Consider the following 13412-nt stretch of genomic DNA (forward strand, 5'->3'; position numbering starts at 1 on the left):
TTGATATCAAGGTCAATGATTGGTTAAAAACACAGATCTTAGACAATTCGGACAAAACCTAGGCTATTGTTCCGGATAGTTTAACAGATTTGATGTTTTGAACATTTCAGCAATGAGACTGAGGTGGTAGGATTAGTTTTATTTTTCTTTAGGCAGCCCTATGAGTGACAATAAGTTTCCTAAATATGAGTCTTTCGCTGAGACGCTAAAGTCGGTTTCCCTCTCTGTAACCCCAGCAGAACTACATGGACTGTTAACCGGTATGTTATCTGGTGGTCTGAGTCCGGAAGATGGGCGTTGGCAGCCGCTCTTATTTGATTATACCAACGATGGCATGGGCTGGCCGATGGCAGCATTGGGTTTAGCCGGTGAGCTGATGGCCTATACAGCGGAAGAGATCACCCAGAATCATTTCCAGTTGTGGTTGTTTTTACCGACAGGCGATGGAGAGCATGGGCTGTTTGAATTAGCCGATGGCGTTTCCGAATGGATTAATCACTTTATCTCCGGTCTGGGATTGGCTCATCCGAATATCAATAAGTTATCGAATGACGCCAAAGAAGCTTTGACTGATTTGGAAGAGATGGCTCGGCTGGGGATTGATGAAGATGATGATCTTGAGGAACAGGCGATAATACTTGAGCAGGTCATTGAACATGTGAAAGCTTGTGTCTTGGCGATCCATGCTGAATATGGCATTCGGATCAAAACTGAAAACAAGCGTCCCACAATCCACTAAATCGGTTTGATTGACGGACGCTGGGCTGATACCGACGGTTATATATCAGGGATTCAGTCCATCGTTATTACATGTGAATGTCTCACTCTGCTACGGTTTTGCTGAGGCATGCTTGATTGCTGAAGGTGTCATGGCTGAGTCATACGTGAACCTATACAAACGGAAAGCAGTTGAATGAAAATGTTTGATGTCATTATCTCTGGTGGTGCAATGGCTGGAGCGACACTGGCACTGGCATTAGATGCCAGTTTTGGTGGAAAACTTCGGATCGCGGTGGTTGAGTCATGTGATTTTTCGACGCAGACGCATCCCGGATTTGATGCACGATCAATTGCACTTTCTGACGGAACCGTTCAAATACTTCAGGCATATCAGCTCTGGAGTGCAATTCAACCTTATGCGACACCGATTTCTCGGATTCATATCTCTGATCGGGGACATGCCGGAATGACGGATCTTGAAGCGAATCGCCTTGGGATGTCTGCACTGGGTTATGTGGTTGAATTGGCGGATGTCGGGCAGATTTATCATCGCTTGTTGCAGGAACGTGCTGCGATTTCCCTGTTTTGTCCGGCAACGATCCAAAGTGTTGAGCGAACCACTGACGAAGTACAAGTGCAGCTCGCTGACCAATCAACGCTCCGTGGTAAATTATTGATTGCCGCAGATGGCAATACATCGACCTGTTGCCATCAGCTCGGAATCACGTCTGAAGTCCGTGACTTTGAACAGGTTGCGGTGATTGCTAATGTTGAATTGAGTCAGCCTCATCAGGGGCAGGCTTTTGAACGTTTCACGACTTCCGGACCATTGGCCCTGCTGCCTATGTCGCATCAACGAATGGCAATGGCGTGGTGTATCAGGCCTGATGCTTTGGCTGAAATGCTTGCTCAAGACGATGACACATTCTTAGCTAAGCTTCAGCAGACATTTGGCTGGCGATTGGGAAAAATGAACCGTGTCGGAACACGGGCGGCTTATCCGCTCAAGCTGACTTATCGCTCTCGGGCGGTTTCTCACCGGTTTGCCATTATTGGTAATGCTGCTCAAACGCTCCACCCGATTGCTGGTCAGGGGTTTAATTTGGGCATTCGGGATATTGCGACATTGGTTGAAGAAGTGCGACGCTATCCGAATGATGTCGGATGTTATGCCGCGCTGTCTGCATTCCAACAACGTCGTACCCCCGATCGACAAAAGACGATGATAATGACTTCCACGCTGGTCCACACTTTCTCTAATACGTGGTTTCCGACGGTTGTGGGAAGAAATTTAGGGTTGATGGCCATTGATAACCTCCCTGTGCTCAAACAACCTTTGTTGACTCGGACACTGGGATACGTATCTCGTTAGAAGGTTTTTATATGATGCAAAGTTTTGATATTGCCATTATCGGTGGTGGTATGGTTGGGTTGACATTGGCCGCGGCACTGAAAAATACAGATTTGAGAATTGCAGTGATTGAAGGTCATATACCGGATGCAACATTAGGTGAAGTGCCGGATATCCGCGTTTCAGCCTTGAGCCGAGCCAGTGAACACATTTTAAAGAATGTTGGGATCTGGGAAGGCATTGCTCAACGTCGAGCTGCGCCTTATGGTGAAATGCATGTTTGGGAAAAAGACAGCTTTGCCCGGATTGAGTTTGACAGTCAACAGCTTGCTCAGCCCGATCTCGGCCATATCGTTGAGAACAGAGTGATTCAACTGGCGGCTTTGGATGTCGTGCAATCTCAGCAAAATGTCACCTTTTTTATGCCGACGCGTTGTCAGAGTTTGGTTGTGGGGGAAAGTGAAGCTTGGTTGACTCTGGATAATGGTCGTGCTTTGACCGCAAAGCTGGTTGTGGGAACGGACGGTGCAAATTCTTGGGTTCGTCAGCAGCAGGATATTCCATTAACGCATTGGGATTATGGTCATACTGCTTTGGTCGCGAATGTGATGACGGAAGAGCCGCACCAGTATATTGCACGGCAGATCTTCACACCACAGGGGCCATTGGCATTTTTGCCTCTGACTGATCCGCATATGTGTTCTATTGTTTGGTCCACAGATCCCGAGCGAGCAGAAGCATTGCTAAACATGACAGCAGAGCAATTCAACCGTTCACTCTGTACTGAATTTGATCGGCATCTTGGCTTATGTGAGCTGGTTAGCGAACGAGCGGTCTTTCCTTTGAAAATGCGCTATGCCCGAAACTTTGTCTGTGAGCGAATCGCACTCGCCGGGGATGCAGCCCATACCATTCATCCATTGGCTGGGCAGGGGGTTAATCTTGGGCTGCTTGATGCGGCATCGTTAGCACAGGAAATTAAGACGTTATGGCAGCAAGGCAAAGACATTGGATACCAACGGAACCTACGCCAATATGAACGCTGGAGAAAAGCTGAAGCTGCCAAGATGATTGCGGCAATGCAGGGATTTAAGACATTATTTTCCGGAGATTTTCCAGTGAAGAAATTAGTGCGGGGGATGGGCATGTCGGTATTAAATCAAGTACCAAATGTCAAAAATGACATGATGCTGCGGGCGTTGGGGATTCGGGGACACTTACCGGATCTTGCGAAAACAGCGATTATTGAGTGATACCATCTCGAAGGGCAACGAATTGCGTTGCCCTATTATTCTGGTTATGCGCATACGTATTTTAGCCGCATAATTTCCTGATTAATTTCTTTGACCGTTCGATAGTGACGTTGTTCTGCTTGTTCGGGAAGTATCAGTTTTCCCTGATCGAACTCAAATTTGCCAATGCCGTCAATGTAGATTCTACCTTTAAATAGCCGACTAATATGTTTAGCAATCATACTCGGTGTATAGCGCTTAAACAGTCTCATATTATCGTCCTTTCCTGAATATCTGAGGTGATTGCTAACTTGGTGACTTCACAGCCAGCAAACTTCAACATCACCTTGGTGAAAACTCAATTCACTCTCACGATTTTATTTTATTTCGTTCTTCATGCTGTGACATTTGTAGTGAAATAATCATGGCATGATAAGTTCATTGAATTTTTGTGCTGTCATCTACATATTTAACAAGAATGAAACGAAAGGTTTGTATCAGTTCTGTTAACTTTGAGACAGCTTATACACATCTTATGCGACGATGTGCAATCCTCCGTTCTCGGTGGACTATTAAGCCCGAACATTGTGACACTTTTATAACAAAATTGCTGAACCATTGTTAAATTTCATGATGTTTATCCATGAATATAGTTTTTGACCGATGGCTGTCAAAAAAAATCCCTAGCTTTGATGAAAAAAAGCCCGCATCTGTTTGGATACGGGCTAAATAGTCACAGATGCATTACACAAAAAGTGGATGTACTGACTTGAATCAGTTTCACTTTTCAGTCAATTCAGTCGCGATTTGGTTGAAAAGCGTGGCTGAACTAACATCAACAGACTACGTGAAAAAATGATAAATGACTATTTATGTTTTATTATTGATTAATAATTCACTTATTGATTTATTTATATTTGAATATGATCACATATTTTTGCAATGGATTACATTAACAACCAGAAGGCTCGCGATGAATGGAGAGGATTGTGGGCTGAATAAGGTGAAGTAAGTCGTTCGCTTGCATTGCGATGCCTGCATGCCGATCACCGCTACTGATAGTAATCTCTGATTCTTGGGAAATGCTAGGATCAAACAGGATCGGCATATTGGTCTTAAGCAGTAATGGCGTGACCGCACCAACAGGATAGCCTGTGACTTGTAAAACCTGATCGCTGGTTGCACATGTCATTCTTCTCCACCCAAGGTAGGACCTGACTTTTTTGGGATCGACGGATAGGTGGCCCGGTACACAAGCTAATGCATAACGTTCACTCATATCTCTCAGTAGAACACACTTGACCATTTGAGCTGGGCGAACGCCACGTAAAATCGCAGTTGCTTCGATCGTGATGGTTGCTTCTTGTTGCAACAGCAGGCGGTGTGGCACCTGCTGCTGCCTGAGAAATTCAAGGACTTGGGTATCCAGATTAGGATTCATCATCCAAACCATAGGGGAGTGGTTGTATCGTCCACTCGGTTTGTGGCGCGCCTACGATTCTGAAGCGGGTATCTGCTTCTAGGTTGTTTGGCAGGATGATGAGACCGATTGCGGTATGATCACTGAATGGATAAACCGCAAGAAAACGACCGACACCGCGCCAGTTTTCGCCGACGGAACGTTCCAACGCCAGTGGTTGGTCGTTGTTGAGTGTTGCGTCGATGTTTCCTTTAAGGATGTACATGGCACGTTTGTTGGTGCCACGATATTTTGCTCGTGCCACGATTTCCTGTCCTGTATAACAGCCTTTACTAAAGCTAATGCCACCGAGCGCCTGAAGATTCAGCGCTTGAGGAATGTGTTGTTCCTGTTCATCTGCCGTTACAATCGGTAGCGCTTCTTCAATGTCAAAACGAGTCCATAAGCTTTCGGTGACTTTTTCACCCCGAAAGGCAGCTATCAATGACTGGGCTGCCGGTTGGTTTGTGATTAATAACCAGCGTTGCGCAGAAATTTTTACAGCCGTGCCGCCTTCGATCTCCCGGACATCGCCACGAGTATCACTGAGGGTATTGATGTAATTCTCAGCATCTTTTCCCATCACTCCGAGGAGCATGTCATCGCCTTGCGTAAGCTCGATCTTGGAAAAGACTGCATACTTTTTGAGAGCCTTGAGTTCAGCATCAATGGCACTGGTCGGTTGGAACATGGCGTAGCCATCGTTGTGTCGGAAAATCCGAAATACCGACCAGACTTTTCCTTTTGGATCGCAATGCGCACCGAATGTTGACTGATCTTTCTCGAGTGAAACGATGTCACAGGTTATCTGCCCCTGTAGATAAGATTTTTGATCTGCGCCAGTGGTGGCAATATATCCCCATGACGAAAGTTGAGTGAGCAGTAAATTTGGTAATGGGGTTTCTGGCGTATGTTCGAAAGGGTGAAAGTCGTTTTGCTGTGTCATATCTGTATCACCTTGTGCCGATTGAATGGAGACATTCTATACGTAAATCTTTTGATTCCCAAATCACTGTTGAGACGTACTTTCTTGTGTTGCAAGGATGACACGCAGTACGATTTCATGGTAGACATTTACCGGCAAATACGGGCAAGTTCAAATCATACTATCGTTTTCAGATAAATCTTTTGCTAATCGTCAGAAAGGTATGTTAAATCGGATAAGTTTTGTCGATTAGATTGGACTGTGACCCACTTAGTAGCGGGTTGAATGCTCCCTTGATACACTAATAAAAATTAAATCAATGAGGTTTTAGAATGTATACCGACGAAGAAAAAGCCCGTATTAAATGGGCATGCCGACGTGGTATGTTGGAACTAGATGTGGTGATTATGTCATTCTTTGAAGAATGTTTTGATCAATTGAATGAATCCGAGCAGCAGGATTTTGTCTCTTTACTGGAATGTGATGATCCGGATCTATTTTCTTGGCTGATGGGGCATAAACGGAGTGAAAATCTCAGTCATGCTTCGATGGTTGATAAGATAGTTGCTTATAACCTTGGTAAAGTCCGTTAATCTTTACGCCTCAGTCTCTTTGAATGCCTATATGGTTCAATGGTTGATTGTTCAACTTTCCATCTGGGCATTAATTTCTATCGATTTCCCCCTGATTCCCTCGATGATTTGTATTTGCTGGTTATTGAATATCTGGTATGAGCAAAGACTCTTATTGCCTATGATTGCTGAACCATGCCGATATACAGATACGGGCATACTGATCGCTGGCACTCACCAACAGAGGATTGAGCAAGTTAAACTCTCATTTGCAATCTGGTTCGTGATTTTTGTCGGAGAACACGGCAAGCGGCAGATTCTGTGGCGTGATAGCTGCCGAGAGCATACATATCGGCAGCTTTTAGTGATGGAAAAACGGAGGCGTTATCACCTCCGTTGACAAGTCATCGTGTGCTGCAAAGCTTTCAGTATTATCCAGACTTAGGAAAAATCTTTAGGATCAAGGACGGTCGGGCCGCTATTCTCTAATGGCTCTGGATAATCTAGGGTGTAATGCAATCCGCGGCTTTCCTTGCGCTGCATTGCACAACAGATCATCAGTTCGGCAACCTGAAGTAAGTTTCTGAGTTCGATGAGATTATTGGAAACTCGAAAATTACTATAATATTCATGTGTTTCCTGTTGAAGCAGGTGAATCCTTCTCAAAGCTCGTTCTAAACGTTTATCTGTGCGAACGATGCCCATATAATCCCACATAAAGAGTCGCAGCTCATGCCAGTTATGTTGAATGACAACCTCTTCATCGGAGCAGGTAACTTGGCTCTCATCCCAAGGCGGAAGTGACTGGGCAAGCTGGGCGTTTTCGAGCTTTTCGAGAATATCTTGTGCCGCAGACCGGGCATAGACCACACACTCCAATAATGAGTTGGATGCCATTCTGTTCGCACCATGTAAGCCGGTATAACTGACTTCACCAATGGCATAAAGTTGCTTGAGATCGGTTTCCCCTTGGCGGTTCACCATCACTCCACCACAGGTATAGTGTGCAGCGGGAACAATCGGAATCGGCTCTTTGGTCATGTCTATTCCCAGACTCTGGAGGCGGGTGTAAATGGTCGGGAAATGTTTTTCGATGAAGTCCGCAGGTTTATGGCTGATGTCCAGATACATACAATCCGCACCAATACGTTTCATTTCATAGTCGATTGCTCTGGCGACCACATCCCTCGGTGCCAACTCCGCTCGCTCGTCAAAATCCGGCATGAATCGAGAGCCATCGGGACGGCGTAAGAAAGCACCTTCACCTCTAAGGGCTTCTGTCAGCAAAAAGTTACGTGAATCCGGGTGATACAGACAGGTGGGATGGAACTGGTTGAATTCTAGGTTGGCGACTCGACAGCCGGCGCGCCAAGCCATGGCAATCCCGTCACCTGATGAAACATCAGGATTGGATGTATATTGATAGACTTTGGATGCGCCGCCGGTTGCCAGAATGATAAATTTCGCTTTAATGGTTTCGACATGCTCATCGTTACGGTTCCAGACATAGGCGCCGATCACTTTCTTCGGGTCGCCGCCTATCTTGTCTTCAGTGATTAGATCAAGTGCGTTGTGGCGTTCCAGTACTTTAATATTGGGATGATTGAGGACGTTATCTTGTAAAGATGTCTGCATCGCCATGCCTGTTGCGTCTGCTGCATGGAGAATCCTACGATGGCTATGTCCGCCTTCTCGGGTCAAATGGTACTTAGGATGATCCTGATGACTGCCTTCGTCCAGATCAAATGGTACACCGCCATCAATCAGCCATTGAACGCACTTTTTAGCATTCTCAGCAATAAAGCGAACGGTTTCTTCTTCACAGATGCCACCACCGGCAATCAATGTATCCTGAACATGTGATTCGATACTGTCGGATTCATCGAATACTGCTGCAATACCACCTTGTGCATAATAGGTCGCACCTTCACTCCAGGCCCCTTTGCTCAGAACAATGACCTGACCCTTTTTTGCAACCCGTAGTGCGAGTGAAAGCCCAGCTGCACCGCTTCCGATAACGAGTACATCACACTGATGTTCTTGATTTACACGCATAGTTTGATTTTCCCAATAATTCCTAATCTATTTTTCTTCCGTTCATATTTTTTCTGTTATGAACAAGCTCCCTGAAGCGACAATTGGACCTTAAGTATTGAAACGTCGTGACGATATAGTGGATCAGTCTGATAAAAATGGATGAATTCCCGATTTCGCTTGTTTTTCTCTTTCACTACATGCAATGCTTTAATAAACACGGTTGACATCGATGAAATTTTACCTCATTTAAGGAAAGTGACGAAGCGCTGATTTGTGCAGCGACAGATTCACTATTAATATGAATAAAAATTTCACCGCAGTTGGGGAACTATTTTCCTGTACATGAGTCTCACTATACTGCTCATGTAAGCGGTGGTGTCAATACTACATTTTGAAGTATGAATACCCATATCTGAGAAGGTAAGGGATGAACGATAGGAGTATACGCTCGAATGCACGAGCAGTTGACTGATCAAGTATTGATTGAGCGCGTTCAGAGTGGAGATAAGCAAGCCTTTAATCTTTTGGTCGTGAAGTACCAGAATAAAGTTTGCAACCTCATCGCCAGATATGTAAACAACAGCGGTGATGTCGCTGATGTCGCTCAGGATACTTTTATTAAAGCCTACCGGGCTATTCCTTCATTTCGAGGAGAAAGTGCATTTTATACGTGGCTCTACAGAATTGCCGTGAATACAGCAAAGAACCATATAGTTGCACAAAGTAGACGCCCTCCCGCAAATGATGTGGATGCCGAAGAGGCTGAATATTACGAAAGTGGCAATGTTTTAAAAGAAATTTCGAACCCAGAGAATATTACGCTGTCGAAAGAATTGAAACATGCTGTATTTGCGGCAATTGATGCGTTGCCTGAAGATTTGAAGACCGCAATGACTCTGAGAGAGTTGGAAGGATTAAGCTATGAAGAAATTGCGGTGGTGATGAATTGCCCTGTCGGAACGGTAAGATCACGAATATTTCGAGCACGAGAAGCGGTAGAAAAGCGAATTGGTTCGCTTTTGTAATGTCTGGAGTTGTCTAGATAATGGTGAATAAAATGGCTGATAAAGAGAAACTTTCGGCGCTTATGGATGGCGAGTTGATCGATAAATCGTTAATTAGCGATCTATCAAAAGATCATGAAGGTTTAGAAACATGGCGCAACTATCACATGATTGGTGATGTGATGCGTGGTGATACACCTCAGGGGGAATGGGATATTGCCTCTCGGGTTGCGTTAGCGCTGGAAGATGAGCCAATCCATCGTAAAGATTTGGCATATGAACAACGTAATACTGAGAATCCGGACACTTTGACGATTACACCTTTGGAATCTCAGCCATCGCCAAAACAGTCCAGAAGACAGTTACCAGCATGGTTAGGTCAATTGGGTCAGGTTGCTGTTGCTGCCTGTGTTTCCTTGGTCGCTATTGTTGGTGTACAACAATATCAGACGGGTGATGGCGTTGACGGAGAGGGCGTTGCTGACAATGGACAGCTTCCGGTATTACAAACGGTTCCTCTGGCGGGAACTGCTGAGCCTGTAAGTCTGACGCGTGATTCGATGATGAGACATTCGACAGAAAACAGTGCTCAGGAACAACGTCGCCGCGTCAATGCAATGTTGCAAGATTATGAGCTACAGTTAAAACTTTATAGCGAACAAAAACGGGAATCATCTGCGCGTTCAGGTGAAAACCAAGAGTTAGTTGTTGAATGAAAAAATTTCTGGTCAGTGTTGTAACTGCGCTGTTCAGTCTGAATGTGTCACTAGCCTTTGCAGATGAACCCTCTGCAGAGGCTTTGTTGCATCAGATGAGCCGCGCCAGCCAAAAATTAAATTATGAGCTTTCCTATATTCTGATTAAGAAGAACGGAATTGAGCCATTGTTATATCGGCATGCGGTCGAAGATGGTTATTCTTTGGCGCATTTGGTCTATCTGAGCGGGCCTGTTCGAGAGGTTATCCGTCGTGGTGACGAAGTGAGCTATATCGAGCCGGGAGTTGAGCCGTTTACCATCGAATCCAACAAGATGGTAGCTCCGGTCATTCCGCTACTCCATGGCGATATGAATCAACTGAGTCATTATTATGATTTTGTGAAAATCGGCCGTGGTCGAGAAGCCGGTGCAGCGTGTCAGGTTCTTCGCGTGGTTCCGAAAGACGGGCTGCGTTATTCCTATGTTCTGTGGATTGATGAGCGAAGTCATCTGCCACTCCGCGCAGATCTGGTTGATCGGGACGGTGAAGTCTTGGAGCAGTATCGAACCATTTCTTATTCCCTGAGTAATAAATTAGCTGAGCTCATGCTGAGCTTAAATAAAGCGCAATTGCCACATGTGCTTTCATTGCCTGAAAATCCTGTGAAGAAGTCATTTTGGAATGTCGGTTGGGTTCCGAATGGATTCTCTTCTAAAGAGTTGAACCGTTACCGGATGGCAATCACGGATCGTTTAGTCGAAAGCCAAATCTATACCGATGGTCTGTTTAGTTTCTCGGTTTATGTTGCTGATCGTGACAATCTTTCATTGAAAAACCAGTTGATCCGTCAAGGTCGCCGGACATTGCAAACTGTCGTGAAAGGAAAAACTGAAATCTCAGTGATTGGTGATATCCCACCGTCTACTGCACAACGAATTGCGCAATCCGTGACGTTTAAACCGCGCTCGAAAACCTCGTCAGAGGCAAGCCAACCATGATGACGGCTTTGGCAACAGTTGCTCGAGTGCATGAAAACGCTGGAGATTATCAGGTTGAACTGAGTTGTCAGCAGCAGACCAGTTGTAGTCACTGTGCGTCATCTTCCAGTTGTGGCACAGGAATGGTTTCTAAAGCTATCGGTAAGAAAGTGCTGACTTGGCAGTTGCATACGTCCCAGCAAGTCAAAGCCGGTCAGGTTGTGGAAATCGGATTTCCTGAAAAAAGTCTATTGCAGTCTGCAGCTATTGTTTATCTTTTTCCTTTGTTGATGATGATTTTAGGCGGTGGAATCGGGCAGCTTTGGCTTGCGCCACTACTTGGTGGCGGGGAGCCGTGGGTCATTGCCTGTACTATCTTATTCACCGCTGGTGGTGTCTGGATTGCCAAAATCCTAGCCCGTCGAATGGAAAAGCTATCACTGGAAGAAGTTGTTTTGCTCCGGGTTTTAGGAGAGACAATTGTCAGTCGTGATGTCTCAATGTGATTTATGATGCGAATCCCTTTCAAATTGGGTAGAATCTGCCAACTTAAATGGAATAGAACCTGTATCTTTGAGACGGTTTGTTCTTTTTCTTCTAAATATTAAAAGAGTTTAATCATCCCAAACCTATGAAGCACATTCGTAACTTTTCGATTATCGCCCATATCGACCACGGTAAATCCACGCTTTCCGATCGCCTGATTCAGGTGTGTGGCGGCTTAACTAACCGTGAAATGGCAGAACAGGTTCTAGATTCAATGGATCTTGAGCGTGAACGTGGTATTACCATTAAAGCTCAGAGTGTGACTCTGGACTACCTCGCAAAGGATGGAGAAACATACCAGCTCAACTTTATCGATACTCCCGGACACGTTGACTTCTCTTATGAGGTATCTCGTTCTCTCGCTTCGTGTGAAGGGGCTCTGTTGGTTGTTGATGCCGGACAAGGTGTTGAAGCGCAAACGCTCGCTAACTGCTATACCGCGATTGAAATGGATTTGGAAGTGGTTCCTGTCCTGAACAAGATCGACTTGCCCGCGGCAGAACCGGAACGGGTTGCTGAAGAAATCGAGGACATTGTCGGCATTGATGCGATTGATGCTGTACGTTGTTCTGCAAAGACCGGTATTGGTGTTGATGATGTTCTGGAACGTATTGTTTCAGATATACCACCACCGGAAGGGGATGTTGATGCCCCTTTGCAGGCCTTGATTATCGATTCTTGGTTTGACAATTATTTAGGTGTCGTGTCTCTGGTACGGATTAAAAATGGGATCCTGAAAAAGAACGATAAGATCAAAGTCATGAGTACCGGACAAACTTGGGGCGTTGATCGCATCGGGATCTTTACACCGAAACAGGTGGATACTGAGAAGTTAGGCACTGGCGAAGTGGGCTGGGTTGTCTGTGGTATCAAAGATATTCTCGGTGCACCAGTCGGGGATACATTAACACATGCAAAATATGGGAGTGAGAAGCCACTCCCTGGATTTAAAAAAGTCAAACCGCAGGTTTATGCCGGATTATTTCCGGTTTCGTCGGATGAGTATGAAAACTTCCGCGATGCACTAGGAAAACTCAGTCTCAACGATGCGTCATTATTTTATGAGCCGGAGACATCGGCAGCACTTGGTTTTGGCTTCCGTTGCGGTTTCCTTGGCATGCTGCACATGGAGATTATCCAAGAGCGTTTAGAACGGGAATATGACCTTGATTTGATTACAACCGCACCAACGGTTGTATATCAGGTCGAGCAAACCGATGGTGAAGTGATTCATATCGATAGTCCGGCTAAATTGCCAGCGGTAAACGATATCCATGAAATTCGTGAGCCGATCAGTCGTTGTAATATTCTTGTGCCTTCAGACTATCTGGGGAACGTCATTACACTCTGCGTCGAAAAACGGGGTGTACAGGTTGACATGGTCTACCACGGTAATCAGGTTGCTTTGACTTACGATATTCCGATGGCTGAAGTTGTTCTGGACTTTTTTGACCGTTTAAAATCAACCTCTCGCGGTTATGCTTCTCTGGATTATGCTTTCCAACGTTTTGAGACATCAGATATGGTGCGCGTTGATGTATTGCTCAACAGTGAGAAGGTGGATGCTCTGGCAATTATTACCCACAAAGCTCAGGCCCAGACACGCGGACGTCAGCTGGTTGAAAAAATGAAGGAATTCATTCCTCGGCAGATGTTTGATATTGCGATTCAGGCTGCAATCGGTAACCACATTATTGCTCGTTCAACAGTGAAACAATTACGCAAAAACGTGCTGGCAAAATGTTACGGTGGTGACGTTAGCCGGAAGAAAAAACTGTTGAAGAAGCAGAAAGAAGGTAAAAAACGGATGAAACAGATTGGTAATGTCGAGTTACCTCAAGAAGCGTTCTTAGCCATTCTCCATGTTGGCAAAGATTAATTGACCTTCGGT

General features: G+C 45.3%; 14 protein-coding genes. 10 read left to right on the forward strand and 4 right to left on the reverse strand.

The genetic code is table 11. The features are described 5' to 3' along the window. The first annotated feature begins 160 nt into the window (after positions 1-160). The 3 genes from BSQ33_RS11220 (at position 161) to BSQ33_RS11230 (ending at position 3324) form a co-directional block, all read left to right on the forward strand. Positions 161-739: a YecA family protein gene (locus BSQ33_RS11220; protein ID WP_021020500.1), complete on the forward strand. Its 579-nt coding sequence runs from the start codon at positions 161-163 to the stop codon at positions 737-739. A gap of 174 nt (positions 740-913) precedes the next feature. Further along, on the forward strand, positions 914-2092 hold the full coding sequence (ubiH, locus tag BSQ33_RS11225; RefSeq protein ID WP_021020501.1) for a 2-octaprenyl-6-methoxyphenyl hydroxylase: 1179 nt from the start codon (positions 914-916) through the stop codon (positions 2090-2092). 11 nt (positions 2093-2103) lie between these two features. Continuing rightward, a complete protein-coding gene (locus tag BSQ33_RS11230; RefSeq protein ID WP_088134111.1) occupies positions 2104-3324 on the forward strand; it encodes an FAD-dependent 2-octaprenylphenol hydroxylase in 1221 nt (406 codons plus the stop codon). 44 nt (positions 3325-3368) lie between these two features. Here BSQ33_RS11230 and BSQ33_RS11235 read toward each other — a convergent pair whose 3' ends face one another. The 3 genes from BSQ33_RS11235 to ygfZ all read right to left on the reverse strand — a co-directional run bounded on the left by BSQ33_RS11235 (position 3369) and on the right by ygfZ (position 5708). Then, positions 3369-3575, reverse strand: coding sequence for a DUF1107 domain-containing protein (locus BSQ33_RS11235; protein WP_021020503.1), 207 nt, complete (start codon positions 3573-3575; stop codon positions 3369-3371). A gap of 680 nt (positions 3576-4255) precedes the next feature. Further along, the gene (locus tag BSQ33_RS11240) at positions 4256-4744 is read right to left on the reverse strand and encodes an aminoacyl-tRNA deacylase (RefSeq protein ID WP_088134112.1); all 489 of its coding nucleotides are present in this window, start codon (positions 4742-4744) and stop codon (positions 4256-4258) included. Further along, the gene (ygfZ, locus tag BSQ33_RS11245; RefSeq protein WP_088134113.1) at positions 4734-5708 is read right to left on the reverse strand and encodes a tRNA-modifying protein YgfZ; all 975 of its coding nucleotides are present in this window, start codon (positions 5706-5708) and stop codon (positions 4734-4736) included. Before ygfZ ends, BSQ33_RS11240 begins: the two co-directional genes overlap by 11 nt. 311 nt (positions 5709-6019) lie before the next feature. On the opposite strand from ygfZ, the gene BSQ33_RS11250 reads away from it, so the two are divergent. After that, positions 6020-6280 (forward strand): succinate dehydrogenase assembly factor 2, encoded by a 261-nt coding sequence (locus tag BSQ33_RS11250; protein WP_021020506.1) that lies wholly within the window; start codon positions 6020-6022, stop codon positions 6278-6280. 31 nt (positions 6281-6311) lie between these two features. Further along, entirely contained in the window at positions 6312-6659 is a 348-nt protein-coding gene (locus BSQ33_RS21820) for a hypothetical protein (protein ID WP_021020507.1), read from the forward strand. Between the two features lie 41 nt (positions 6660-6700). Here the strand turns inward: BSQ33_RS21820 and nadB are convergent, their stop codons facing one another. Next, the gene (gene nadB, locus BSQ33_RS11260) at positions 6701-8314 is read right to left on the reverse strand and encodes an L-aspartate oxidase (RefSeq protein ID WP_021020508.1); all 1614 of its coding nucleotides are present in this window, start codon (positions 8312-8314) and stop codon (positions 6701-6703) included. Positions 8315-8748: 434 nt separating this feature from the next. Between nadB and rpoE the strand changes: the two genes are divergently transcribed. The 5 genes from rpoE to lepA all read left to right on the forward strand — a co-directional run bounded on the left by rpoE (position 8749) and on the right by lepA (position 13400). Beyond that, a complete protein-coding gene (gene rpoE, locus BSQ33_RS11265; RefSeq protein WP_021020509.1) occupies positions 8749-9321 on the forward strand; it encodes an RNA polymerase sigma factor RpoE in 573 nt (190 codons plus the stop codon). A 20-nt stretch (positions 9322-9341) separates the two neighbouring features. Further along, on the forward strand, positions 9342-10016 hold the full coding sequence (locus BSQ33_RS11270; RefSeq protein ID WP_021020510.1) for an RseA family anti-sigma factor: 675 nt from the start codon (positions 9342-9344) through the stop codon (positions 10014-10016). Then, positions 10013-10996: a sigma-E factor regulatory protein RseB gene (gene rseB / locus BSQ33_RS11275; RefSeq protein WP_021020511.1), complete on the forward strand. Its 984-nt coding sequence runs from the start codon at positions 10013-10015 to the stop codon at positions 10994-10996. The genes BSQ33_RS11270 and rseB overlap by 4 nt, the downstream gene beginning before the upstream one ends. Continuing rightward, positions 10993-11481 carry a SoxR reducing system RseC family protein gene (locus BSQ33_RS11280; protein ID WP_021020512.1) on the forward strand — a complete coding sequence of 163 codons (489 nt, stop codon included), beginning with the start codon at positions 10993-10995 and terminating at the stop codon, positions 11479-11481. The genes rseB and BSQ33_RS11280 overlap by 4 nt, the downstream gene beginning before the upstream one ends. A gap of 125 nt (positions 11482-11606) precedes the next feature. Continuing rightward, positions 11607-13400 (forward strand): translation elongation factor 4, encoded by a 1794-nt coding sequence (gene lepA, locus BSQ33_RS11285; RefSeq protein WP_021020513.1) that lies wholly within the window; start codon positions 11607-11609, stop codon positions 13398-13400. Positions 13401-13412: the final 12 nt, after the last annotated feature.

Source organism: Vibrio gazogenes (assembly GCF_002196515.1).
GTDB classification, from domain to species: Bacteria; Pseudomonadota; Gammaproteobacteria; order Enterobacterales; family Vibrionaceae; genus Vibrio; species Vibrio gazogenes_A.